Annotated in this window: 21 protein-coding genes, 1 tRNA gene and 1 pseudogene; 11 read left to right on the plus strand and 12 right to left on the minus strand. The window is 71.3% G+C overall.

What is annotated here, in order from left to right:
* Positions 1–123 precede the first annotated feature (123 nt).
* Positions 124–1443 carry a DUF1800 family protein gene (locus QMO56_RS20115; protein WP_283528726.1) on the plus strand — a complete coding sequence of 440 codons (1320 nt, stop codon included), beginning with the start codon at positions 124–126 and terminating at the stop codon, positions 1441–1443.
* On the plus strand, positions 1440–2645 hold the full coding sequence (locus QMO56_RS20120; RefSeq protein ID WP_283528727.1) for a DUF1501 domain-containing protein: 1206 nt from the start codon (positions 1440–1442) through the stop codon (positions 2643–2645). The genes QMO56_RS20115 and QMO56_RS20120 overlap by 4 nt, the downstream gene beginning before the upstream one ends.
* A 174-nt stretch (positions 2646–2819) precedes the next feature.
* On the opposite strand, the gene hpf is transcribed toward QMO56_RS20120, so the two are convergent.
* The 7 genes from hpf to QMO56_RS20155 all read right to left on the minus strand — a co-directional run bounded on the left by hpf (position 2820) and on the right by QMO56_RS20155 (position 8460).
* Positions 2820–3473: a ribosome hibernation-promoting factor, HPF/YfiA family gene (gene hpf, locus QMO56_RS20125; protein ID WP_283528730.1), complete on the minus strand. Its 654-nt coding sequence runs from the start codon at positions 3471–3473 to the stop codon at positions 2820–2822.
* Positions 3474–3552: 79 nt separating this feature from the next.
* Positions 3553–5028, minus strand: coding sequence for an RNA polymerase factor sigma-54 (rpoN, locus tag QMO56_RS20130; RefSeq protein ID WP_283528732.1), 1476 nt, complete (start codon positions 5026–5028; stop codon positions 3553–3555).
* A 45-nt stretch (positions 5029–5073) separates the two neighbouring features.
* Positions 5074–5826, minus strand: a complete 753-nt coding sequence (lptB, locus tag QMO56_RS20135; RefSeq protein ID WP_283528734.1) for an LPS export ABC transporter ATP-binding protein — start codon at positions 5824–5826, stop codon at positions 5074–5076.
* Positions 5823–6746 carry an LptA/OstA family protein gene (locus QMO56_RS20140; protein ID WP_283528736.1) on the minus strand — a complete coding sequence of 308 codons (924 nt, stop codon included), beginning with the start codon at positions 6744–6746 and terminating at the stop codon, positions 5823–5825. Before QMO56_RS20140 ends, lptB begins: the two co-directional genes overlap by 4 nt.
* Positions 6743–7447 (minus strand): LPS export ABC transporter periplasmic protein LptC, encoded by a 705-nt coding sequence (lptC, locus tag QMO56_RS20145; protein WP_283528738.1) that lies wholly within the window; start codon positions 7445–7447, stop codon positions 6743–6745. Before lptC ends, QMO56_RS20140 begins: the two co-directional genes overlap by 4 nt.
* A 207-nt stretch (positions 7448–7654) precedes the next feature.
* Positions 7655–8308: a ribonuclease D gene (locus QMO56_RS20150; protein WP_283528740.1), complete on the minus strand. Its 654-nt coding sequence runs from the start codon at positions 8306–8308 to the stop codon at positions 7655–7657.
* A 68-nt stretch (positions 8309–8376) separates the two neighbouring features.
* A tRNA-Leu gene (locus QMO56_RS20155) sits at positions 8377–8460 on the minus strand.
* A gap of 202 nt (positions 8461–8662) precedes the next feature.
* Between QMO56_RS20155 and QMO56_RS20160 the strand changes: the two are divergent.
* The 3 genes and pseudogenes from QMO56_RS20160 to pncA all read left to right on the plus strand — a co-directional run.
* Positions 8663–9160, plus strand: a pseudogene (locus QMO56_RS20160) (pirin family protein); the annotation flags it as partial.
* Between the two features lie 215 nt (positions 9161–9375).
* Entirely contained in the window at positions 9376–10398 is a 1023-nt protein-coding gene (locus tag QMO56_RS20165; protein ID WP_283528742.1) for an amino acid ABC transporter substrate-binding protein, read from the plus strand.
* A gap of 122 nt (positions 10399–10520) precedes the next feature.
* A complete protein-coding gene (pncA, locus tag QMO56_RS20170) occupies positions 10521–11165 on the plus strand; it encodes a bifunctional nicotinamidase/pyrazinamidase (RefSeq protein ID WP_283528744.1) in 645 nt (214 codons plus the stop codon).
* A gap of 48 nt (positions 11166–11213) precedes the next feature.
* Here the strand turns inward: pncA and QMO56_RS20175 are convergent, their stop codons facing one another.
* From QMO56_RS20175 to QMO56_RS20185, 3 genes are all read right to left on the minus strand, one after another.
* A complete protein-coding gene (locus QMO56_RS20175; RefSeq protein ID WP_283528746.1) occupies positions 11214–12326 on the minus strand; it encodes an alkene reductase in 1113 nt (370 codons plus the stop codon).
* Between the two features lie 99 nt (positions 12327–12425).
* Complete coding sequence (locus QMO56_RS20180; RefSeq protein ID WP_283528748.1) at positions 12426–13277, minus strand: SDR family NAD(P)-dependent oxidoreductase; 852 nt, start codon at positions 13275–13277, stop codon at positions 12426–12428.
* Between the two features lie 211 nt (positions 13278–13488).
* Entirely contained in the window at positions 13489–16044 is a 2556-nt protein-coding gene (locus QMO56_RS20185) for a cation:proton antiporter (RefSeq protein WP_283528750.1), read from the minus strand.
* A gap of 149 nt (positions 16045–16193) precedes the next feature.
* Here QMO56_RS20185 and guaD point away from each other — a divergent pair, with 149 nt between their 5' ends.
* Entirely contained in the window at positions 16194–17516 is a 1323-nt protein-coding gene (guaD, locus tag QMO56_RS20190; RefSeq protein ID WP_283528752.1) for a guanine deaminase, read from the plus strand.
* Between the two features lie 164 nt (positions 17517–17680).
* Entirely contained in the window at positions 17681–17938 is a 258-nt protein-coding gene (locus QMO56_RS20195) for a GlsB/YeaQ/YmgE family stress response membrane protein (RefSeq protein WP_283528754.1), read from the plus strand.
* 152 nt (positions 17939–18090) lie between these two features.
* Here QMO56_RS20195 and QMO56_RS20200 read toward each other — a convergent pair whose 3' ends face one another.
* Positions 18091–19089, minus strand: coding sequence for an NADP-dependent oxidoreductase (locus tag QMO56_RS20200; protein ID WP_283528756.1), 999 nt, complete (start codon positions 19087–19089; stop codon positions 18091–18093).
* A gap of 71 nt (positions 19090–19160) precedes the next feature.
* Here QMO56_RS20200 and QMO56_RS20205 point away from each other — a divergent pair, with 71 nt between their 5' ends.
* On the plus strand, positions 19161–19916 hold the full coding sequence (locus QMO56_RS20205) for a DUF305 domain-containing protein (RefSeq protein ID WP_283528758.1): 756 nt from the start codon (positions 19161–19163) through the stop codon (positions 19914–19916).
* Positions 19917–19998: 82 nt separating this feature from the next.
* Here QMO56_RS20205 and QMO56_RS20210 read toward each other — a convergent pair whose 3' ends face one another.
* On the minus strand, positions 19999–22020 hold the full coding sequence (locus QMO56_RS20210) for a 4Fe-4S dicluster domain-containing protein (RefSeq protein WP_283528759.1): 2022 nt from the start codon (positions 22018–22020) through the stop codon (positions 19999–20001).
* Positions 22021–22124: 104 nt separating this feature from the next.
* Here QMO56_RS20210 and QMO56_RS20215 point away from each other — a divergent pair, with 104 nt between their 5' ends.
* The 3 genes from QMO56_RS20215 to QMO56_RS20225 all read left to right on the plus strand — a co-directional run bounded on the left by QMO56_RS20215 (position 22125) and on the right by QMO56_RS20225 (position 24761).
* Entirely contained in the window at positions 22125–22808 is a 684-nt protein-coding gene (locus QMO56_RS20215; RefSeq protein ID WP_283528761.1) for a biotin/lipoate--protein ligase family protein, read from the plus strand.
* Entirely contained in the window at positions 22805–23296 is a 492-nt protein-coding gene (locus tag QMO56_RS20220) for a DUF6505 family protein (RefSeq protein WP_283528763.1), read from the plus strand. The genes QMO56_RS20215 and QMO56_RS20220 overlap by 4 nt, the downstream gene beginning before the upstream one ends.
* A gap of 406 nt (positions 23297–23702) precedes the next feature.
* The gene (locus QMO56_RS20225; protein WP_283528765.1) at positions 23703–24761 is read left to right on the plus strand and encodes a DUF6352 family protein; all 1059 of its coding nucleotides are present in this window, start codon (positions 23703–23705) and stop codon (positions 24759–24761) included.
* Positions 24762–24832: the final 71 nt, after the last annotated feature.

Genomic DNA, 24832 nt, shown 5'->3' on the forward strand with positions numbered 1-24832 from the left:
GCCGGCGGCTTCCTGCCTCGCGGACGGCGGGAAGGGGGCTGTCTCGCATTCGCCGGGCACGCCCCATGGCCGGAGCTGGCGGCCTGCCGGGCATGCTCTGAACAAGAGGCTATCCCATCGGCCATGGACACACGCCCCCTGCAGGCAGCCATTCGCTTCGGACTGGGGCCGCGGCCGGATCAGCCGCTTCCCGCCGACCCTCTGGCCTGGCTCGACGCGCAGATCGAGGCGGAGGACACGCCGCCGCCGCCGCCCCAAGACTTCGAGATTCCCCCCGGCACCGTCGAGGGCTATCGCATCTGGCGCGAGAAGATCGACGCCCAGCGCGCCATGAGGGACACGCGCGATACGGTCTGGTTTCTGGTCCGCGACGAGGCCGCTGCCATGTTCGGCTGGTGCATCGACACGCCGGCGCCCTACCGGGAGCGCCTCGTGGACTTCTGGACCAACCACTTCACGGTCAGCCGCCGCGGAGGCGACGCGGTGTCCTGCGTCCTGGGCGCCTATATCCGCGAGGCCATCCGCCCGCATGTGACCGGCCGCTTCGCCGACATGCTGGTGGCGGTGATCAAGCATCCGGCGATGCTGGGTTATCTCGATCAGGCCAGCTCGGTCGGGCCTGGCAGCCCCTATGGCCGCAAGCGCGGTCGTGGCCTGAACGAGAACCTGGCGCGCGAGCTGTTGGAGCTGCACACGCTTTCCCCGGCCGCCGGCTACACCCAGGAAGATGTGGTGCAATGTGCGCGACTGCTGACCGGCTGGGGCACAGAGCTCCGCAATGAGCCGGTCGGCACTGTCTTCCGCGCCTCCAGCCATGAGCCCGGCCCGAAGACCGTACTGGGCCGGCGCTTCGAGGAAGGGCCCGAGGCCACCGAGGCCCTGCTCCGCTTCCTGGCCGATCACCCGGCCACTCAGCGGCACCTGGCGGCCAAGCTGGTGCGTCACTTCGTGGCCGATGATCCGCCACCTCAGGCAGTGTCCCGCATCGCCGGCCTGCTGCGCGATACTGGGGGCGACCTGCGCGCGGTGGCGGCGGCATTGCCGCGCCTCCCGGCCGCCTGGGACCCGCCCTTCAGCAAGCTGCGCAGCCCGGCCGACCTGATCACCGCCGTGTTCCGTGCCGGCGGTGCCGCGGGTGCCAGCACCGGGCAGGCCGCCCTCAGTGCCTGCGCCTTGCTGAACCAGCCCTTCTGGTCCGCGCCGCAGCCGAACGGCTGGCCCGACCAGGCCGCCGACTGGCTCGGCCCGGAGGCCGCGATGCAGCGGCTCGACTGGCTCTATGACGCGGCCGGCCGCTTCGGCCGGCTGGACCCCATGCAGGTGCTGGAAACCAGCCTGGGGCCGCTGGCGCCGCGCGACACCTTGCAGGCCGTGCGCGGCGCGGGCTCCACGCGCGAGGCGCTCGCCCTGCTTTTCGCCAGCCCGGAGTTCCAGCGCCGATGAGCCATCTCCCAAAGATCGGCCGGCGCGGCCTGCTGCTCGGCCTTACCGCGATGGCCGCCACCGCGCGGGCGCGGCTCGCCTTCGCCGAGACGACCCCCGCCACCGCCACCGCCGGGGAAAGCCGGCTGGTCGTGATCATCCTGCGCGGTGCCATGGACGGGATGGCCGCTCTGGCTCCCTATGGCGATCCTGCCTACCGCGAGCTGCGGGGAGGCATCGCCCTGCCCGAGCCGGGGCAGGAGCAGGGATTGCTGGACTGTGGCGGCTTCTTCGGGCTGAACCCGCAGCTGGCCACCCTGCACCGCTTCTTCCGCGAGGGAACGCTGCTGCCGGTGCATGCCGTCGCCGGCCCCTACCGGAACCGCAGCCATTTCGAGGCGCAGGACCTGCTGGAGAGCGGTGCTTCGGAGCGCCTCAGCTCCGGCTGGCTGAATCGGGCGCTCGTCGGCCTGCCGGAGGCGCCGCCCGGCAAGCCGGAGACCGGCCTCGCGCTGGGGCTCGACCTGCCGCTGCTGATGCGTGGCCCGCAGCGTGTGGGCATGTGGGCGCCGCCACGCCCGGTTCGTCCCCCGCCCGATCTCTACGCCCGGATGGCCGAGCTGCTGCACGCCGACCCGGCGCTGGGCCCCGCCGTGGCCGACGGCATGCGGGCGCGCGGCTACGCCACTGCGGTACTGGGCCAGAAGCGTGATCTGCGCGGCGGCTTCGTGGCGCTGGCAGGGATAGCCGGCAAGCTGCTCGCAACGCCTGAGGGCCCCCGCGTGGCGGCAATGGAACTCGGCGGCTGGGACACCCATGCCGACCAGTCCCGCCGCCTTGGTCCGGTGCTCGGGCAGCTCGATGCCGGCATGAGTGCCCTGCAGGCCCAGCTCCGCGGTGCCTGGAGCAAGACCGCCGTGCTGGTGATGACCGAGTTCGGCCGCACCGTGCGGGTGAATGGCGCGGGCGGGACGGATCACGGTACCGGTGGGGTTGCCTTCCTGCTCGGGGGTGCCGTCGCGGGGGGGCGGGTGCTGGCCGACTGGCCCGGCCTGGCCGAGGGTCAGCTCTTCGAGAAGCGCGACCTGCAGCCAACGCGCGACCTGCGCGCCGTCGCCAAGGCATTGCTGCGCGACCATCTGCGGCTGCCTGCCGGCGCCGTCGCGGCCGCCTTCCCGGGCAGCGGCGCAGTCGCGCCCGAGGCGGGGCTGTTCCGCGCCTGACGTGCCGGGCTTCCGCGAGGCGCTGCCTCCAGGGTCCCCGCCAGGGAGCCGAGGTTCTGGGCTTCCCTTGCGTGCAACGAGGCGCGGGGCTGCCGCGGATAAAAATCCGGGGCGCCAGCCTGGGCCAGCCCCCCGGCGACTCAGGGCGGAACCGGGCATCCCGCCCGCGAGGTCTCAGGCGGTCGGGTCGATCCAGCCGACATGCCCGTCCGGGCGGCGATAGACGACGTTGAGCTGGCCGCTCGCCTGGTTGCGGAACATCATCACCGGCGCCTGGCTGAGATCCAGCCGCATCACCGCCTCGCTCACCGTCAGCCGGGCGATCTCGGTCGGCGTCTCGGCGACGATGGCGCCGTGATGCTCCCCGTCATGCCCGTCGGGCATGACCTCCTCCGCCCCCAGGGCCTCGTCGGTCAGCCCGTCCAGCAGGATCTCGCGGTCGATCGGCTCGTCCGGCTCCTCGACCGGCCGCGCCAGCACCACCTCGCGCGCCGTCTCGGCGGTGCTCGGCAGCCGCGTCTCGGCCTGGTTGCGGGAATGCTCGTTCATCCGCCGGCGGTAGCGGCGCAGCCGCTTGGCGATGTGGGAGGCGGCCTCGTCGAAGGCGCGCTGCGCCTCCGGGCCTTCACCCTCGCCCCGCAGGCTGAGTCCGCGCCCCGCATGAATGTCGATCGTGCAGGCAAAGAAAGCGCGGTTCCGGAAGAACGTGACATACGCTTCCAGGGCGTGGTCGAAGTACTTCTTGGTGACGGCGTTCAGCCCCTCGGCCACATGGACCTTGAGGGCCTCGCCGGTTTCGACCTGCTTCCCTGAGACGACGATGTGCATGGCGGGCTAACCCCTCCTTTGTGCTGGGAGGGGCCGTCCCGGGGGGACGGCGGGGCGGGCGGGTCGTGCCCGCTCCGGGTCAGGCCGGGACGGCCTTCTCCCGTTTGCGCTGCACGGATGATGGAATGCGCAGCGCTTCCCTGTATTTGGCCACCGTCCGCCGGGCGATGTCCACCCCTTCGTGCCTCAAGGCTGCAACAATCGCGTCGTCGCTCAGGATGTTCTCGGGGGTCTCGGCGGCCACCATGCTGCGGATCCGGTGGCGGATGGCCTCGGCGCTGAACGTCTCGCCGGAGGTACCCCCAATGGCGGTGGTGAAGAAGTACTTCAATTCGAAGTTACCGCGGGGCGTGGCGATCGACTTGTTGGCGGTGACGCGGCTGACCGTCGATTCGTGCATCTCCACCGCCTCGGCCACGTCGCGCAGAATCAGCGGTCGCAGATGGGTGACGCCGTGGCGGAAGAAGCCTTCCTGCCGCCGCACGATCTCCCCGGCCACCCGCAGGATGGTGTTGGCCCGCTGCTCCAGGCTCTTCACCAGCCAGTTGGCCGCCTGGTACTTCTCGGAAAGGAAGGCGCGCTCCTCCCGCGTGGCGCGGCGCTGGACACGGGCATGGAAGCCGCGGTTCACCAGCACGCGCGGCAGGGTGTCCGGGTTCAGCTCCAGGAGCCACTCGCCCTCCGGCGCCCCGGCGGGGGCGCGGCGCATCAGCACGTCCGGCACCAGCCAGGGGGCGGGGCCGCTGTCCTGGCCGGCGCCCGGCTTGGGGTCGAGCCGCCGCAGCTCGGCGGCCATGTCCGCGAGATCCTCCGCATCCACCCCGCAGATCCGCATCAGCCCGCGCAGGTCGCGCCGCGCCAGCAGATCGAGATGGTCCAGCAGCGCCGCCATGGCCGGGTCCAGCCGGTTGCGCTCGGCAAGCTGCACGGCCAGGCATTCGCGCAGCGAGCGGCAGAACATGCCGGCCGGTTCGAAGCGCTGCATGCGGAGGCGAATGGCCAGGACCCGGGCCTCGGCGCAGCCCAGCGCGGCAGCGATCGCCGCATCCTCCACCAGCAGCCGCCCGGAAGGATCGAGCAAGGCGATGAGCTGCGCCGCGATCAGCCGGTCGGAAGGGTCGGGAAAGGTGAGGCGGACCTGCTCGGCCAGCTCCTCGCGCAGGCTGCGCGGCCGCCCGGCCACCGTCTCCTCGATGCCGCGCAGCTCGTCGAAATCGGCCCGGCCGCCGCGTCCGGCGGTGTCGCCGTCATAGACGTTCGACCAGTCGCCGATGTCGAGCGGCGCATCGGCCTCGGCCGGCAGGCTGGCGGCATTGGCGCCCTCGAAGCTGTCGGGCATGGCGGCGGGCGGCGGCTCGCTGGTGGCCTGCGGCTCGGCCTCCATCCCCTCCGGCCGCTCGTCGCGTTCCAGCAGCGGATTGCGCTCCAGCTCCTCCTCGACGAAGGCGCTGACCTCCAGGTTGGAGGACTGCAGGAGCTTGATGGCCTGTCGCAGCTGCGGCGTCATCACCAGGGACTGGGTGAAACGCAGGTCGAGCCGGGGGCCGATGGCCATGGCTAGCCTGCTCCCGCCAACTGCTGCCGCCCTGGCGCGCGCATGCTACAGGCTGAAGCTCTCACCGAGATAGACCCGCCGCACGCCCTCATGCGCCACGATGTCGGCCGGCGTGCCCTCCATCAGGACCTGGCCGTCATGCAGGATATAGGCGCGGTCGATGATCTCCAGCGTCTCGCGGACATTGTGGTCGGTGATCAGCACGCCGATGCCGCGGTTCTTCAGGTGCCGCACCAGCTCGCGGATCTCGCCCACCGCAATGGGGTCGATGCCGGCCAGCGGCTCGTCGAGCAGGATATAGGCGGGGTGGGTGGCGAGCGCCCGGGCGATCTCGCAGCGTCGCCGCTCGCCGCCGGAGAGCGCGAGGGAGGGGGAGCGGCGCAGATGCGTCAGGCCGAACTCGGCCAGCAGCCCGTCCAGCATCTGCTCCCGCCGGCTGCGGTCCGGCTCGACCACCTCCAGCGCGGCGCGGATGTTGTCCTCCAGGCTGAGGCCACGGAAGATCGAAGCCTCCTGTGGCAGGTAGCCCAGGCCCATGCGGGCGCGGCGGTACATCGGCAGGGTGGTGACATCCTGCCCGTCCATGAAGACCCGCCCCTGGTCCGGGCGGACCAGGCCGGTCATCATGTAGAAGGTGGTGGTCTTGCCGGCACCGTTCGGCCCGAACAGCCCGACCGCCTCGCCGCGCTGCACCCGGAGCGAGACGTTGCGCACCACGGGGCGCTTCTTGTAGCGCTTGCCGAGCCCCTGCGCGATCAGCCCGCCCTCGCCGGCGATAACCTTCAGCGGCGCACTCACCGCGGGCGACCCTGCCCGGACTTCTGTTCGGGCTTCTGTTCGGACTGGGGCTGCAGCGCCTGCTGCCCCTGCTGCGGGATGATCAGGCCCTGCACCCGCTGGCCCGGCGTCGAGACCAGCCGGGCCACGCCGCTGCGCATGTTCACGATGGCCTCCTGGCCGTTCAACTGGTTGTCGCCCCGGGTGATGCGGACGCCACCGAGCAGCCGGGCCATGCCGGTCAGTTCCGAATAGACGCCACGGTCGCCGCGGACCACTTCGGTGGGCGTGCGGATCTCGACATTGCCGAAAGCTTCCACCCGCTCGAGCTGGCTGCCCTCCTTGCTGTCGGCGCGGGCGGCCTGCGGTGCCGCGTCGCGGTCCTGGAAGTAGCCGACCAGCGTGTCGGCGAAGATCTGGCGCTGGTCCTCGGTCACCACATGGGCGGCGCCGCGCGCCACGGCCATGTGCTTCTGCGGCCAGTATTCCAGGCTGTCGCGTGCCGTCAGCACATCCTGCGGCGTGGTCAGCTTCAGCGCCCGGCCGGTCATCACCAGCACCGCCTGGTCCATGTCATAGATGGCGCGGTCGCCCTCGGCATGCTCGGTGGCGCTGTCGATCTTCACGTTGCCCTCGGCCTCCAGCCGCCAGATCTCGCCGCCGGACATGGGCGCCTCGGCGGGGGCGGGGGTGGCGGCGGGCTGGCCGGCGCGCGGACGGTAGCGGGCGATCAGCCGGTCGGCGGTCAGGGTCACGCCCTCGCGCACGGCGCGGGCATTGCCGCGGGCGATCACCACCTGCTCCTGCTGGCGCCACTCGATGCCGTTGCTGGCGGTCACCTCGATCGGGCCGCCCTCGGTCAGGTCCAGGGCCTGGGCGGCGGCTGTGGCCGGCAGGGCGAGCACGGCCAGCAGCACCAGGGTGGCGTGGCGGGCGCTCACCGGCCGCCCTCCAGCACGGCCTTGGCATGGCCGGTGAACACCACCACCTGGCCGCGATTCTCCAGCTTGAAACCCTCGCTGACGATGGTGCCGAAAGGACCCTGCGCCGCCACCGGCCGGTCACCCGTGGCGCCGCCGGCGACAAGGTCGATCTTCGCCGCCTCGGTGCGCAGCGTGCTGCCGTTGTCGTGCCAGAGGGTCACGTCGCCGCTGAGGTCGAGCATGCTCTGGTCGCGCGCATACTGTCCCTGGTCGGCCTCCAGCAGCACCCAGGCGCCGTTGCTCATCACCATGTCGGCGCGCGGATGGTCGAGGTCCACGAGGTTGCGCTGCTCCTGCTGCACGGCTGAGTTGGCGGTGATGGTGAAGGGACGGTTCTGCTCGTCCACGCCCTGGTAGCGGGCGCTGGAGATCCGCATCGCCTCGGTGCTGGCCTGGGTGATGCGGCGGAAGGCAAGGCGGCCACGGTCCTCGGCGCGGTCGAATTCCGGCCAGAGCGCGATCAAAGCCAGCAGGGCGAGCGCTCCCACCGGCAGCAGCCACTTGGCCACTTGCACCAGCAGGCGCCGCCGGGCCAGCGCGCCGGCGCTGACCGTCATCCGCGCACGCGAGGGCAGCAGAACGCGGCTGCGGCCAGGGGCGGAGGAACGGTCGGCACGCGGGGCGGCCGGGATGTCGCGCGGCGGCAGGGGCAAGGTCATGCGGTGGCTTTGTTGGCCCGCGCCATTCCCCCGCGGCCTCCCCCAGGCAGGGGCGGAAGCGGCGGAGAGGAAGCGGAGCAGGGCTGGAACAGGAATGGCCTCACCCGGCTTGTATGGGGCTGGCGCCCGGCGGGGTCAACGCGGGAGCGCGCGCTTGCCTACCAAAAATCGTGCCAAAGTTTTGCCGAATTCTCTCTGCGCGGGACGTCAATGCGCGAAAATATCGGGATCGTCATAGCCCAGCAGGTCGAGCGCGCCACGGGTGGGAAGAAAGCGGAAGCAGGCCTCGGCCAGCTCAAGCCGCCCTTCGCGCCGCAGCATGGCTTCCAGCCTGGCCCAGAGGGCGTGCAGGTGCAGCACGTCGGACGCGGCATAGGCGAGTTGCTCCGGCGTCAGCTCGGCCGCGCCCCAGTCGGAGGACTGCTGCTGCTTGGAGATGTCCACCCCGAGCACCTCGCGGCAGAGCTCCTTCAGCCCATGCCGGTCGGTGAAGGTGCGGACCAGCTTGGAGGCCACCTTGGTGCAGCGCACGGGAGCGCATTCCACACCCAGCGCCGCGCGCAGGATGGCGACATCGAAGCGCGCGAAGTGGAACAGCTTGACCACGTCGGGGTCGGTCAGCAGGGCTTTGAGGTTGGGGCAGTCGGCGCCACGCCCGCCGAGATGGGGCGGGATGATCTGCACGCAATGGGCATTGCCGTCGCCGGCGGAGAGCTGCACCAGGCAAAGCCGGTCGCGCCGCGGGTCGAGGCCCATGGTCTCGGTATCGATGGCGACAACCGGGCCGAGGTCCAGCCCTGCGGGCAAGTCATGCTTGTGGAGCTTGATCATCACGTTCGGCGCGAACAGGGTGCTTCCCATCTTCGCCAACCCCTGCCTTCTCGTCACCGCTTCCGCTGGCCGGTGTCACCGGCGAGGGAGAGGGGAAATGCCCAGGAAAGGACTCGAACCTTCACGACCTTGCGGTCACTGGCACCTGAAGCCAGCGCGTCTACCAATTCCACCACCTGGGCAAGGGGGCGAACCGCCGAACGGCGTGGGCGGCTTTTATGGGGTCCGCAAAGCCCCGTCAACAGGGGTTTTGCAGAATTTGCAGCGCTCGCGCCGGCCGTTCTTCATCACCGCTGCCAATAACGGCGATGCTCCTGGCCGCATCGCGCCGGCCCGTCCGGTGCCCCGCCTGGGAGGCCGGGCAAGCAGCAGGAGGGCTTTGCCATGACCGAGATCCGCCCTTTCGAGAGTCTCGGCGGTGCCGCGTTCGGCTGGCTGAAGGCCAGGCATCACTTCGCTTTCGGCCATTACCGCGACCGGCCTGGAGAGGCTGGGGCCGCCTGCGCGTCTGGAACGACGACGAGATCGCCCCCGGCACCGGCTTCGGCCCGAACCCGCGCCGGGAGATGGAGATCATCGCCTTCGTACGGCAGGACGCCATCACGCATCGGGATGATCTGGGCAACGAGGGCCGCACCGAGGCGGGCGACGTGCAGGTGATGTCGGCAGGCACCGGCATCACCCCTGCCGAGGCCAATCTGGAGCCCGCCACCACGGCGCTGTTCCAGATCTGCATCCACCCGGACCGCCCCGGCGCCACCCCCGCCTGGGGCACCCGGCGCTTCCTGCGGGCAGGTGGTGAGGACTTCACCGTACTGGCCCGCGGATGAGGGCAGCGGCGCCCTGCCGCTTAATGCCGATGCCGCGGTGCTGGTGAAGACGGCAGCGGAGTAAGGAAAAGGTCTGGGGGAAGGAATTCCCCCAGACCCCCATCTTCTTTCTTCGAGTTTCCTGCGCGGACGGAAGCGCCACGCCAACTGACAGAAGAAAGAAGGGGGTTCGGAGGAATTCATTCCCCCGATCTTCTTCCCGGCGGGGCAACCCGGGGCGAGGCCGCCGGTTCCGCCCGCAATGACCTGACTTGGGAGTTCCGCCGCATGCGCCTCAGCTTCAACCTGGCCGGACTGGTCCTGGCCGGCCTGCTCGCCGCCCCCGCCCTGGCGCAGCAGCCGGCGGCGGATACGCTGGCGGCCGTGAAGGGCCGCGGCACCCTGGCCTGCGGCGTCTCCACCGGTGTCGCCGGCCTTTCGCAGGCGGATTCGCGTGGCGAGTGGCGCGGCATCGATGCGGATTTCTGCCGCGCCGTCGCCGCCGCCGTGTTCGGCGATGCCAGCAAGCTGCGCTTCGTGCCCACCACGCCGCAGAACCGCTTCACCGCCCTGCAGTCGGGCGAGATCGACCTGCTCTCGCGCGGCACCACCTACAGCTTCACCCGCGACACCGGCATCGGCCTCAGCTTCACCGACGTGCTGGTGCATGACGGCCAGGGCTTCCTGGTAAAACGCGATCTCGGGGTGAAGTCGGGCAAGGAACTGGATGGGGCCAGCGTCTGCCTTCAGCCAGGCACCACCACCGAGCTGAACCTCACGGACTGGGCGCGCACCAACGCGGTGAGCTTCCAGCCCGTGCTGATCGAGAGCTTCCAGGAGGCCACCAGCGCCTTCCTCGCCGGCCGCTGCGACGTCTACACCACCGACCGCACCGGCCTCGCCGCCATCCGCGCGACGCAGGGGGGCAATGCCGACCAGTTCGTCATCCTGCCCGAGACGATCAGCAGCGAGCCGCTTGGCCCCTTCGTCCGCAAGGACGACGCCCGCTGGGCGGACATCGTGAAATGGGTGCGAAACGCGCTGATTGCCGCGGAGGAGTATGGCGTCACCGCCGCCAATGCGGAAAGCCGCCGGCAGGATGCCAACCCCGAGGTACAGCGCCTGCTCGGCACCACGGGCGACTTCGGCCAGCGCCTCGGGCTCGACAACGCCTGGGCGCTGCGCGCCATCACCGCCGCCGGCAATTACGGCGAAATGTGGGAACGCAACATGATCCCGGTCGGCGTCGATCGCGGCCGCAACGCGCTGGTGCGCGATGGCGGCCTGATGTGGTCGCCGCCCTTCCGCTGAGCGCAGCGCGGCGGTTCACGGCGCCTCGCGCGCGCGGTATGGAGGGCTGCGGGGGAGGGACCCCCGCAGCCCTTTGCCTTTCTCGCCCGGCCGGCGGGGAGGCGCCGCGACAGGAGCCCACCATGTCCGAGGCGATGCCGATCCGGCCCGAAACCGACCTGCTGCTGGCGGTCGATGTCCAGCCCGACTTCATGCCCGGCGGCGCCCTGCCGGTGCCGGAGGGGGATGCGGTGGTGCCGGTGATCAACCGCCTGCTCGGCCGCTTCGCCCATGCCGTGGCGACGCAGGACTGGCACCCGGCGGACCACGCCTCCTTCGCCAGCCAGCATCCCGGCCAGCAGCCCTTCGGGAGCGTCACCCTGGCCTATGGCGAGCAGATCCTTTGGCCGGACCACTGTGTCCAGGGCACGCGGGGTGCCGAGCTGCACCCCGACCTGGACGCGCGGCAATTCGAACTGGTGCTGCGCAAGGGTTTCCGGGCAGCCATCGACAGCTACTCCGCCTTCCGCGAGAACGACCGCCGGACGTCCACCGGCCTGCATGGCTACCTGCGCGCGCGCGGTTTCCGGCGGCTCTTCATCGCCGGCCTCGCGCGCGGCTACTGCACCGACTACACCGCCGAGGACGCCGCCGAGCTGGGCTACGAGGTGGTGCTGGTCGAGGATGCCTGCCGCGGCATCACGCCGGAGGCCACGGAGGCCGGCACGCGCCGCCTGCTTGAGCGTGGGGTGCGGTTCCTGCCGAGCGAGGCTTTGCTGGCCGGGTGAGCGGGCGGCGCTTTCGCGGCCGCCCCGCCTGCGCCCCGGTGAAGCGCTTCAGCTCGCCAGCCGAATCGGTCCCTGCATGCCCGGCCAGTCGGAATAGCCGGTGCTGTCACCGCCGTACCAGTACTGCTTAGGCGCCTCGGCCAGGGGTGCGCCCGTCCGCAGCCGCTCGACGAGGTCGGGATTGGCGATGAAGGGCCGGCCGAAGCTGATCAGGTCGGCATTGCCCTCCTGCAGCGTCTTCTCCGCCAGTTCGGCCGTGTAGTTGTTGTTGGCGATATAGGCGCCGGAGAAGCGCCGGCGCAGCGCCGGGTAGTCGATGCCGTTGGCGTCGCGGCTCATCTGCGTGACGCCCTCGATGTCGTGCACGTACATCAGCCCGAAGCCGGAGAGGGCGTCGAGATAGGTGCCGTAGGTCGCCATCGGGTCGCTGTCGAGCGGCGTTTCGCCGGGCTGCGTCGTGCCGGGCGAGATGCGGATGCCGACGCGTTCGCCGCCGCCCCAGACCTCCGTCACCGCGCGCACCACCTCCAGCGGGAAGCGCAGCCGGTTCTCCAGCGAGCCGCCATAGCGGTCGGTGCGCCGATTGGTGCTGTCGCGGATGAACTGCTCCAGCAGGTAGTTGTTGGCCGAGTGGATCTCGACACCGTCGAAGCCCGCCTCCTTCGCGCAGCGCGCGGCGTGGCGGTAGTCCTCGACGATGGCCGGGATCTCGTCCGTCTCCAGCGCGCGCGGGGTGACATGGTCCTGCAGGCCCGCCTGGGTGAAGGCCTGACCGGCCGGCTTGATGGCCGAGGGCGCCACCGGCAGGGCGCCGCCATGCAGGTCGGGGTGGGAGATGCGGCCGGTGTGCCAGAGCTGCAGCACCATCCTGCCGCCCTGCGCGTGCACCGCGCGCGTGACGCGCTGCCAGGCCTCGACCTGCGCCGGCGTCCATATGCCCGGCGTCATCGCGTAGCCGCGCGCCTGGGCGGAGATGTTGGTGGCCTCGGAGATGACGAGCCCGGCGCCCGCGCGCTGCGCGTAGTAGTCGGCGGCGTAGTCGGGCACGACGCCGTCCTCGCTGGAGCGGCTGCGGGTGAGCGGCGCCATCACGATGCGGTTGCGCAGCGGGAGGGCGCCCAGCGTGAAGGGCTGGAACAGGAGCTTCGGCGTGTCGGGCATGATATTTTCCAGGAAAAGTCAGGAAGGCGCCAGGGCCCTCCGCTCGCCCGGATAAAGGGCGGAAGGGCGCGCGGGGTTGCAGCCCGCCGCCCGGCGCCCTCAGCCGCGCCTGACGAAATCGGCGAAGGCGTCGGCGTAATCGGGATGCCAGCGCGAAAGGGGCGGGCGGTTCTCGACGATGTCGCCCGCCGCCCAGAGGATGCGCCGCTCGTCGAGCGCGCGCGGCACATCGTTGTCGGGGCAGAGGATGTAGAAGTCGCCAGCCTCCAGCCGCTCCAGCATGAAGTCGGCGGTCTGCTCCGGCGTCCAGGCACCGGCCGGCTTCTCGGTGCGGCCATTGGCGGTGAGGCCGGTGAAGACGAAGCCGGGGATCAGCAGATGCGCGCTCAGCCGGCAGCCCGGCGTGTTGCGCAGCTCGTGCTGCAGTGCCTCGGTGAAGGCCTTCACCCCCGCCTTGGAGAGGTTGTAGGCGGGGTCTCCGGGCGGGGTGGTGATGCCCTGCTTGGAGCCGGTGTTGATCACCAGCCCCGGTCGCCCGCGCGCGATCATGCCGGGCACGAAGGCCTGGGCGCCATGGATGATGCCCCAGAGATTGACGCCCAGGATGCGCTCCCATTGGCCAGGCGGGCCGAAGATGGTGCTGCCCGGCTGCACGCCGGCATTGTTCATCAACACGTCGGTGCCGCCGAAGCGCTCGCGCACTGCGGCCTCGAGTTGCGCGACCTCGCCGGCGCGGCTGACATCGACCCGCATCGTCATGACGTCCGAGGCTCCGCCGCGCGCTGCCGCGGCGAGCGTCTCCGCCGCCCGGGCAAGGCTTTCCTCCGCGATATCGGCGATGCAGACCCGCAGGCCGCGCTGCGCGAAGCGCGTCGCCGCGGCAAGGCCAATGCCGGCGGCGCCGCCAGTAACGACGGCCACGGAGCCAGGGATCAGGGCAGGGTGGGGCATGGCGACTTCTCCAGCAGAGGGCGGCGGCCCTGCAAGAATGCCCCCTCGCGTCCAGCGTTGCACCGGCGGGGCCGAGACGGCGCCCCGCCGGTGGCCGCCCCGGCGCCCTAGAGCATTTTCCGTTCGCTCTGGCTCACGGAAAATGCTCTAGCCGCTTGTTTTGACGAGCATCTTCACCCGTCCCGATGATGCCATCGGAACGGGATCTGCTCTAGGAGGGCGTCCCGGCCTTCTCCAGCTCGTGGAGGAGGGTCACCGGCTCGGGCTTGGGCATCGGCTTCTGCTCGGGCGGGGGCGTGCGCTCCTCGGCGATGCGCTCCATCCGCCGCGCCAGCGCCGGCGCCTCGGTCAGCAGGCGGCGGAAATCCGCCGCATCCAGTTCCAGCAGGTGGCAGAAGCTGGTGGCCCGTGCCCGGCTGAGGCGGCGGGAGGGGGTCATCAGCTCCGCCTCGCCGAAGAAATCGCCATGCGTCAGCAGCACCTCGCCAGTGGCGGCCTGCAGCGAGACGTCGCCGCGGCTGATGAAGAACACCGAGCGGGCGCGCTGGCGGCGGCGGTAGATCCACTCGCCCGGCACGGCGAAGCGGATGGTGACGCTCATCGCCAGGTCGTGCAGCAGCGCGTCCTGCAGCCCGGAGAAGATGGGGAACTCCTCGATCCGCTTGTCCAGCCCGGACTGGATGTTGAACTGCAGCGGCCGCGCCACCTGCCGGCGCAGCGCCTCCAGCCCGCGCATCAGCTCCTCGTAGAGTTCCTCGCCGACCAGCGACTCCTGCTTCAGCAGAGCATATTCCTCCAGCTCCAGCCGGAGGCCGATCTGGCGCAGCATCCGCGTCTCCAGTGCCTCGGCATAGCCGGGATACTGCAGCCGCAATGTCTCCATCGCGTCCGACAGCAGGTCCTCGCGGCGCCCGACGATGTCGGAAACCACTTCCGTGACGCGGGTGCCGAGCACCGGCTCCATGCGGCGGCGCATGAAGCGCTGCATGGAGAGGGCGACGAGATGCGCCAGCAGCAGCATCTCGAAGCGCTCGGCCATGCAGTGCATCAGCGGCTTGTCGATGCGGAACTTGCGGTGCAGCCACTGGGCGAGATGGAAGCGCAGCCCTGGCTGCAGCCGCCGCCGCGCCGCCCGGATGTAGCCGAGCCGCCCCTCGCTGCGGGCACCGTCGATCATGCTCTCGGCCGTCCAGAGCAGGTTCTCCATCACCCGCCGCGAGAGGCCCTGGTCCTGGAACATCTCCAGCAGCAGGGAGCGCTCCTGCGAGGCGAAGGTGATCAGGCCGAGGGTGACGCGCTCGCGGTCGCTGATCGCGGTGTCGAAGGTGTTGGCGGCGGTCTCCACCTTCACCCGGCGCTCATACATGTCCACCACATGGGCGGCGGCGGGGGCGGAGAAGCCGAACTCGGCGGCGGTGCGGCGCAGCTTGTCCCGCACCTCGCCGAGGCCGATGGCCACGATCTGGGTGCGCAGCGCCTGGTCGGCGGGGGAGAGGTGGTCGAGCTTCAGGGCGCGGACCAGGAAGCGCAGCGTGGTGCCGTTCACCAGCAGGGTGGAGAGCACGTAGCCGGTGGCGACGATGGCGACGAACTGCTGCACCTGCTGCGGCACCGCGTGGTTCTCGGTGACGGCCAGCGCCAGCGCCAGGGTGATGGCGCCGCGCATGCCACCCCAGAGCATCGTCACCTTGAAGGGGATCGGCACCCGCTGCGACAGCCGCGCCACCCGCAGCAGCGGCATCACGCCGAACAGCACCGCGGCGCGCGCCGCCATGGCCGCCGCGATCACCACGCCGATCAGGATGAGGTCCTGCTGCTCCATGCCGAGCAGCAGCCGCGGCACCAGCATCGAGGCCATCACGAAGACCATCGAGCTGGCCCAGAAGGAGAGCTGATCCCAGATGTCCTGCAGGAACTGCCAGGAGCGGGGGCGGAAGGTGGAGGGGCCGACGGCGCTGACCGTCAGCCCGGCCGCCGCCGCGGCCACCACGCCGGAGAAGCCCAGCACCTCGTCACAGAGGATGTAGCTGAGATAGGGCAGGGCGAGGGTCAGCGTGACCTCGGCGGTGCGGTTGCCGCCGAGCCAGGGCAGCACCAGCACCATCAGCCGCGCCAGGACGAAGCCCACCGCCAGCCCGCCGACGAAGGCGGTGACGAAGGTCAGCACGATGGTCGGCAGCGAGGCGGTGTGCTGCCCGGTGAGCTGGCCGAGGAAGATGGTGAAGATCGAAATGGCGGCGGCGTCGTTCAACAGGCTCTCGCCCTCGACGAGCCGGGTCAGGCGGCTGTTGGCGCCGATCTCGCGGAAGATGCTGACCACCGCCGAGGGATCGGTGGTGGCCACGATGGCCCCCAGCATCAGGCAGGCGGTGAGCGAGACCCCGGCCAGGGGGGCGAGCGCGAAGCCGATCGCCGCCGTGGTCACCACGACAGCCACCACGGCCATCACCAGCACGGGCGCCCAGTCCCGCGCCAGGCGGCGCACGTCGATCGAGAGCGAGCCGTGGAACACCAGCAGCGGCAGGAAGATGAACAGGAAGGCCTCGGCGTTCACCGGGAAGCGCAACAGGGTGCTGGCGGCCTCGTCGAGCGGGGTGGGCCGTGGTGTGCTCAGCAGCAGCGTGGCGCCGCCGCCGAGCAGCACGCCCACCACCGCGAGCAGCACCGTGCTGGAAAGCATCAACCGTCGCGCGAGAGGTTGAATGGTGCTGACGACGATCAGCAGGAGGGCAATGACGAGGAGGGTGTTGGGCAGGGTCGTCAGCATCGGTCCACTCGTCTCGCGCCGTGCCGAAGCTGGCGGCGGCTGGGCAATGAGGCCGTTCTGGCCCGGCTCTGCGGCGGATATAGGGCGGAGGGCTCCGATCGCATTGTGACATATCGCGTCGGCGCCGCCGCCGGGGCATGATCGCCGGGATGGAACAGAACAGGCACGTCTCCCCCCGGCATGCGCTGCGCGGCGCGGCGATCAGCTTCCGGGCGGACCCTTTCCTCACCGCGCCTGAAGCGGCCCTGGAGCACTGGCCGGATGCGCTGGTGGTAATCGAGGCGGGGCGCATCGCCGCAATCGGCCCCTGGTCCGCCGAGGCGGCGGCCGGCCTGCCGGTGACGCACTACCCCGACGCGCTGCTCTGCCCCGGCTTCATCGACACCCATGTGCATTACCCGCAGACGCCGATGATCGGCGCCTATGGCGAGCACCTGCTGGAATGGCTGGAGCGCTACACCTTCCCTGCCGAACTGGCCTTCGCCGACCCGGAGCACGCCGCCCGGGTGGCGCGGGTCTTCCTGCGCGAGCTGCTGGCGGCGGGCACCACCACGGCGGCGGTCTACTGCACCAGCCATGCCGCCTCGGTGGAGGCCTTCTTCACCGAATCGGCCCGGCTGAACACCCGCATGATCGCCGGCAAGGTGCTGATGGACCGCCACGCGCCTGAGGGCCTGCTCGACCCGCCGGGCGGCGGCATCGCCGAATCCCGCGCCCTGATCGAGCGCTGGCACGGGAAGGGGCGGCAGCTCTACGCCATCACGCCGCGCTTCGCCCCCACTTCCAGCCCGGCGCAGCTGGAGGCCGCCGGGCAGCTCTGGCGCGAGCATCCCGGCACCTATCTGCAGACCCACCTCTCGGAGAGCCCGGCCGAGATCGCCTGGGTGCGCGCGCTCTTCCCTGCGGCCGAGAATTACCTGGACGTCTATCGCCGCGCCGGGCTGACCGGGCCGCGCGCCGTGTTCGGCCACGGCATCCACCTCTCGGAGGGGGAATTCTGCCAGTGCCACCGCACCGGCTCGGCGCTGGCGCATTGCCCGACCTCCAACCTGTTTCTCGGCAGTGGCCTGTTCCGCGCCTTCGAGGCCAAGCGGGCGGACCGTCCCGTCCGCCTCGGGCTGGGAAGCGATCTCGGCGCCGGCACCAGCTTCTCGCCCCTGCGGACCATGGGCGAGGCCTACAAGGTGGCGCAACTCAACGACACGCGCCTCTCCGCCCTGCACGCCTTCTACCTGGCAACGCTGGGCGGCGCCGAGGCGCTCTACCTCGACGACCGCATCGGCCGCATCGCGCCGGGCTACGAGGCCGACCTCGTGGTGCTGGACCTCAAGGCCACCCCGCTGCTCGACTTCCGCCTGGGCTTTTGCCGCGACCTCGCCGAGCGGCTCTTCGTGCTGATGACGCTGGGCGACGAGCGTGTCATTCGCGCCACATATGTGGCCGGCGTGCCGGTCGCCGGGCGTGGGGGCTGATTTCCGCCGTTACACGCCGAAACCTGCCTGAGGAATGCACGTTGCTCCGAAGCCGGCCGGAAGGGCGGCCTTGGCTGCGGCGGCGGGCGCTCGCCCGTCCCGCGTCCCTCTAACCGGAACCAGGCAGCCGCCATCCTGCGGTCGCTCCTGGCGGAGACTCTCGCATGTCGATCATCTGGACCATCATTATCGGCCTCGTCGCCGGTCTCATCGCCAAGATGCTGATGCCGGGCCGTGACCCGGGGGGCTTCATCATCACCATCCTGCTCGGCATCGTGGGCGCGATCGTGGCGACCTATCTGGGCCAGGCCATTGGCTGGTACCGCGCCGATGAAGGAGCAGGATTCATCGGGGCAATCGTCGGAGCCGTCATCCTGCTGGCGATCTACCGCCTGGTCCGCGGACGCTCGGCGCACAGCTGACGCCGGCAGCAAGGCTGGGGGAAGGAATTCCCCCAGGCCCCCTTCTGTTTTCCGCATGTTTCCCGCAGGGGTGGCAAGCGCAGCTCTTAACCGACAAAAAGAAGATGGGGGTTCGGGGGAATTCCTTTCCCCGATCTTCTCTTCTCCACTTCTTAGAGCGCCACCACCAGCTTGCCGAAGTTGCGCCCCTCCAGCAGTCCGATGAAGGCCTCCGGCGCCTTCTCCAGCCCCTGCACCACGTCTTCCTTCCACTTCAGCCTGCCCTCGCGGATCCAGGCGGCGCCGCGCTGGCGCCAGACCGGCCAGGCGCGCGGGTGGTCGGAGATGATGAAGCCTTCCAGCCGCAGCCGCTTGCGGTTGATGCTGGAGAGGTTCGGGCCGGGCGGCAGCGGGCGGACGTTGTAGGTGGCCACCGTGCCGCAGAAGGCCATGCGGCCGAACTCGCGCATGCGCGGGAAGACCGCCGCCTGCACCGCGCCGCCGACATTCTCGAAATAGACGTCGATGCCTTCGGGGCAGGCCGCGTCCAGCGCCGCCTCCAGGTCGTCGCGATGGTCCAGGCAGGCGTCGAAGCCCAACGTCTCCGTGACGTAGCGGCACTTCTCGGGGCCGCCGGCGATGCCGATGACGCGCGCCCCCATCTGCTTCGCCACCTGCCCGGCGACGCTCCCCACCGCCCCCGAGGCGGCGGAGACGACGAAGGTCTCCCCTGGCCGCGGCTGGCCGATCTCGGTGACGCCGACCCAGGCGGTGACGCCCGGCATGCCCAGCACGCCCAGCCAGGCGGTGGGCGGCACGCCCCCCTCCTTCGGCAGCTTCAGCAGCGATCCGCCAGAAGCCACCGAGTAGCGCTGCCAGCCGCGCGCGCCGCCGACCCAGTCGCCGGGCGCGAAGGCGGGGTGCTGGCTCTCCACCACCTCGCCGACGCACTCGCCTTCCATCACCCCGCCCAGCGGGACCGGCTTCGCATAGGAGGCCGCATCATCCATCCGCCCGCGCATATAAGGGTCGAGCGAGAGATAGCGGTGGCGCACCAGCACCTCGCCCTTCACCGGGCTGGGGCGGGGACCCTCCGAGAGTTCGAAGTGCTCCGGGCCCGGCCGGCCCTTTGGCCGCGCCCGCAGAAGGACGCGCAGATTGTTTTCAGCCATGTGATGGAACTCCTCCCGCAATCGATCGATTGGCCTGCCGGTAAGGCGGCGACAGGAGAGACAGCAGCGGAATGAAGCGGATGGCAAGCATGGGCTTCGCGGCGGTGCTGGCGGTGGCCCTGAATGCCGCCCCGACGCGGGCGGAGCATGGCGATGTGGGCCGCTACTACGATGCCGGCCGGGAAGATGACACGGCGCCGATCACCACCACCTGGTGGGACGTGCTGCCGCGCGAGGAGGCGGATGCCGCCATTGCCGCTGACCGGCACTATATCGAGGGCATGCGCCCGCATCATGCCGGGGCCCTGACGCTGGCGAAGGGCTATCTGGCCGACCCCGAGGCGCGGAACCCGGTGCTGCGCCGCCTGGCCGGCTCCATCCTGCGGAACCAGGCCTTCGAGATCCTGCTGCTGGATACGGTCGGCGAGCAGGTGCGGCAGCCGCCGGTGCCGCTGTTCGGGGGCCTTGTGCTGCGCCCGGTGGCGGTGGAGGGGCTGGGCCAGAGCCGGCGCATTCTGCACACCCCGGGTCCCGGCCCGCTGGCCCTGCTGAACGGCGGCGCGCCGACCACCGAGACCGATCTGCGCTTCGCCAAGGAGATGCGCGTCCACCATGCCGCCGCAGTGCGCATGGCACGGAACTACAATGCCGGGGCGGAGGCGCGGAACAACTTTCTCCGGCTGATGAATGTGAACATCGTCACCGACCAGACGCAGGAGATCGCCATCATGGACCGCGTGCTGGCGGCGCATCCCAGGCGGGCCGCGGCGATCACGGTGGATCCGGCCAGCATTCCCGGCATGGAGCACATGATGGGCGGAAAGTGAGCGCCTGGACCTTCCCGGCCGGCGACAGACTCGCAAAAGAAAGATGGGGGTCCGGGGGAATTCCTTCCCCCGGCCTTTTTCTTCACTCCCGCTCGCGCAGGTAGTCCTCGCTGGTCTTCGGCCGGGGCCGGGCCGGGCCGGCATAGGGGTCGAGCTGCCCGCTGGTGGCGACGCCGACGCGGCAGTCCTCGCAGAGGTCGAGCAGTCCCAGGCGGGCCGGGTCCTGGAACATCCAGTGCCCCTTGGCGCGCAGCCGGGCCTTCACCCGGTCGATCGAGGCGCGGGTGCCGAAGGCCTTGGCGCAGCCCGGGCAGATCGCCGGTTCCTCCTGCTTCACCACCTGGCGGATCGCGGCCTCGGGCGCCAGGTTGAGGCGCGGCGACAGGGTGATGACCTTCTCCGGGCAGGTGCTGGCGCAGAGGCCGCACTGCACGCAGGCATCCTCCAGGAAGGAGAGCTCCGGCCGCTCGGGATTGGCGGCGAAGGCGCCGGTCGGGCAGACCATGGTGCAGGCCAGGCAGAGGGTGCAGCCCTCCACCGCCACACGGGCCTCGCCGAAGGGCGCGGCGGCGGGCAGCGGAATGGCGATGGCCGGGCTTTCGGCGGCCTCGCGCAGCGCGCCGAGCGCCGCCTTCAGGATTTCGCGCGGCGCGCCCATCGGCAGGAACTCGGCGCCGGCGGCGGGGGCGGGGCGGGGCGCCGCCTCCAGCGCCTCGCGCAGGGTGAAGGGGTCGTCCGTCTCGATGGCGCCCGGCGCATGCGGCAGGCCGAGCCCGGCGAGCAGGGCCGCGGCGTAGTCCAGGTTGCGCAGCACGCCCTCGGCGCCATGCGGGCGATGCGCCGGCAGCAGCACCCGCAGGTCGCTGGCGCCCCAGGCGAAGGGCGCCACCAGCAAGGCGAGGTCGGCGGCGGTCGGCTCGTTCACCCGCACCGGCAGCACATGCGCCGGCAGGCCGGGGCCGTGGCGGGAGAGCGCGTCGAGCATGGCCTCGCCGCCGCCGCCATGCAGCAGCAGGGTGGGGGCTTGCCCGCCGGCCGCGCGATAGGCCAGCAGCAGGGTGCGGATGCGGCGCAGCAGGGCGTCGGTGGGCGGAAGGGCGTATTGCGCGGCACCCGTCGGGCAGACGGCGGCGCAGGCACCGCAGCCGGCGCAGATTTCCGCGCTGATCGCCACGCTTTCCCAATGGCCCTCGGCGCCGGGGGTGATGGCGCCGGTCGGGCAGAGGTCGAGGCAGCGGGTGCAGCCGGTGCGCTTGTTGCGGGCATGGGCGCAAAGCCCGGCCTCGAAGCGGATGAAGCGCGGCTTTTCGAAGCCGCCGACCAGCTCCGCCGCCTGGGCGGCGAGGCGGGCGATCGCCGCCGCATCCTCCGGCGCCGCGCGCAGATAGCCTTGCCGCACCTCATGGGCGGGGAAGAGCGGCGACCCGCCGGTGAGGTCGAGGATCAGGTCGCACTGGCTGGTGGCACCGTCACGCGCCGAGCCCCAGCGATAGGCGGCGCGGGAGGAGGGCGAGGCGGCGGCGAAGCCGTCGATGGTAACGGCGAAGCTGCCGAGCCAGCCGGTGGCGTTGCGCGCCCGGCCGCGCAGCACGGGGTACTCGGCCTGCGGGCGCGGGGCGACCTCCGCCTCGCCGGTGAGCAGCACGGTGAGGTCGAGTTTCTCCTTCAGCTGCTCGGCGAGGTCGAGCGCCGCCGCGTCCCGGCCGAGGATCAGGGCGATGCCCTGGCTTTCCAGCGGCACCAGCGGAGTAGGCGGCATCGGCACGGCGGTGGCGGCCAGCAGGGCGGCCATCTTCGGGCCCGCCTGCGCGCCCTCCTCGGACCAGCCGGCCTGCTCGCGGATATTGACGAAGTCCAGGGCGCCGGCATGGCCGGCGGCCTCCGCTTCCTGGCGGAACAGCGGCGCCTCCTGCGTGCAGCCGACAGTGATGTCGCCTTGGCCCAGCGCCGCCAGGAAGCGGTCGAGCTGGCTGCGGCAAAGCTGCTCGGCGCTGCGCAGGCGGCCGCCGCAGCCGCGTGCCAGCGCCTTGCCGTCCAGCACCATGCTGTCCTCGCAACTGCAGGCGAAGACGGTACGCGCGGGCTGGTTCGCGGAATCGGTCATGCATTCTCCTGCCCGCTGTGCTGGCGCGGGCCGAAGCGCATATATCGTCACGCCAGCTCCATTTCCAAAGGAATGCCGCCCGGATGCGCGGAGGATTGCCCCCCTTGCCCAGCCTGTTCGACCCGGTGCCGCTCGGGGCGGGCGAGGATGCGCGCGCGCGCGCCATGGCGCTGGCGTCGGAGCGGGGCGGCGGTACGCTCACCTGGCTCGCCGCGCCCGAACGCGTGGAGGCCGCGCTGGTGCTGGAACCCGAGGAACCGCTGGCCGCCGCCCGCGCCGCCGTGCTGGCCGCCGCCAACGCCTTCGCCGATGCGCTGGTGGTGCTCGGCCCGCCCGAGATCCCGGTGACGCTGCGCTGGCCCGCAGGCATCGTGCTGAACAGCGCCGTGGTGGGCGATGCCACGCTCGGCGAGCCGCCTGGCTTCGCTGAGGAAGCGGTGCCGGACTGGCTGGTGGTCGGCTTCCGCGCGCGCTGGCGCCATCCGCCCGGCTATCAGCCCGGCCTCGACCCCGGGCGTACCGCGCTGGCCGAAGAAGGTTTTCTGGAGGTGCCGCCGGAGGAACTGGTCGCCGGCTGGGCACGGCACCTGATGGTGAGCTTCGCCGAGTGGCAGGCGCGCGGCTTTCCCGCAATGGCCGAGCGGGTGCTGGCGCGGCTGGAGGTGGAGGACTGGATGCGGGGTGCCCGGCGCGGCCTCGACCCGGCCAGCGGCGACCTGATCCTGCGCCGGGACGGTGGGGAGACCCGGCATTCCCTCGCGCAGGCGCTGGCGGAGGCGGGCGCATGATCCACCGCCTGCCGCGCACCCTGCGCCTCGATCCTTCCGACACCGTGATCTTCGTGCGCGCCGCAGAGCCGGGTGAGTGGGCCGTGCCCGGCGGCTTTGCCTTCTGGGACGAGGACCCGGCGGCGCTCACCGGCCAGCGGCGGCAGGAGTTCCGCGCCGGCTTCCTCGGCCTTGGCAGCTTCGGCTTCGCCACGCTGGTGGAGGTGACGGAGGCGAGCGCCGAGGAGCGCGCGGCGGCGGTGGCGGCGCTGGCGGCGCATATCCGCGCCCGCTACGGCGCACCCGACGAAGCCGCCGCCCGCGCCGCCGCGGAGGAGGAGATCGGCTTCGCGGAATCGCTTTGCGACCATCCGCCGGGCACGGTGCTGGCGCTGGCCCGCAGCGTCGAGGCAGGGGCGGTGCGCGAGCGCTTCCGCACCCTGCACCGGCGGGAGAGCGCGCCGGTCTTCGGCTGGGTGGTGGAGGACGAGGAGGAGCCGGACGGCTGACCGGCTCCTCCCGCGGTCAGGCGAAGGTCAGCGCCGAGCTGTAGAAGTTCTCGGTGGCGACCGAAAGGGTGACGTCAATGGCGGCGGCACCGGAGGCCAGGTCGGCCAGCAGGATCCGCTCGCCGATGAGTTCCAGCGTGGAAGTGCTGGGTGCCGAGGCTTTCCTGCAGGGTCAGGTAGTGGGTATAGGGCGGCATCCCGGGCAGTCCGTTCGGCTCCTGACCGATCTGCAGGATCAGCCGTTCATGCCCGGCCCGGATGGGCGTCAACTTCACGGCAAGACTCTGGCTCAGGAGGCGGAGGGTGCGGTGGCCGGCCGGCGTCGCGCCGCCGGCCTTGCATCCGCGCCAGGCAACCCCCAAACATCGAGCCGATGAAAGATCCGGCCCGGCCGGACAGGGGCAGGATGGAGCGGCAAGATCACGCGCAGCCTGCGGCGACACAGCAGGACTTCTGGGTGGCCTCCGGCCACCAGCTCTGCGAACGAAATGCCGAGGGTCGCCTGCTGGCCACGCCCGACCTCTGGCGCGCCTTCCTCGCGCGCCCCGAGCTGGTGCCGCCCGAGGAGGCCTGCGACGCCGAGCGCGCGCTGCACCGCCGCCTGCTGGATGAGCCTCTGCAGCCGGTGGCGCCGGAGGCGTTGGCGGCGCTCGCGGACCCGGATGCGGGGGAGAACTGGCAGGTTTTCCTGGCCTTCCGCGACCGCGTGACGGCGCAGCCGACGCTGGAGGCCGCCTGGCTTGCGCTCTATCGCGGCGGCGTCGGCGGGGTGCCGCCGCTGTTCCTGCAGATGTTGACCCAGCTCGTCGCCCGTGCCGCGCTGGAGGGGGTGGAGGACGCCTTCACCCTGCGCGCCGCGGAATGCCTGTTCCGCCCGCAGCGCGCCGCCATCCACCAGGGCGCGCTGCTGCTGGCGGATGAGGAGGTGGTCGCCGCCCGCGCCGAGGCGGCCGATCTGGGTCCGCTGGGCCGGCTGCTCTCCGAGGCCGGCGCGCCGGCGCGCGAGGTGGAGCTGGACGTGCTGGGCGCGGCGGATCCCGCGCCCTATGCGGAGCGCTCGGACGCGCATGACTTCGCGCTGGACATCGCCGAGGGGCGCCCCGGCCAGCACGGCCTTGCCCGTGCGCTGGAGCATTTCATCGGCCATGTGCTGGGCGAGGCGGTGACGATCCGGCCGGTGCCGGTGATCGAGGATGCCGCCTGGAGCTGGCATGTCGGGCTGGACAGCGAGGCGACGGCGATCGCCAACGAGCTCTGGCACGGCACCGCGGTGGAGCAGGCGCGGCTGGCGCGCATTCTCTGGCTTGGCGTGCTGGAGTTCGCGGACATGACGCGGGTGCTGCCGCGCGTGGCGGGGCGCCCGGTCTATCTGGCCCTGGCGATGGACGCCGCCCAGCGGGTGCGGATGAAGCCGCAGAACCTTGCGACGGGCCTGCCGCTGATCGCCGCCGAGGCGGCCCTGTGAGGGCCCCGGGGAATCCCGGAATCCGGGGAAGCGGTTGCCTCCCCGGCGGGGGTGCGGGGGCGGCGCCCCCG

The sequence above is a fragment of the Roseomonas sp. E05 genome (assembly GCF_030063475.1).
Taxonomy (GTDB): domain Bacteria; phylum Pseudomonadota; class Alphaproteobacteria; order Acetobacterales; family Acetobacteraceae; genus Pseudoroseomonas.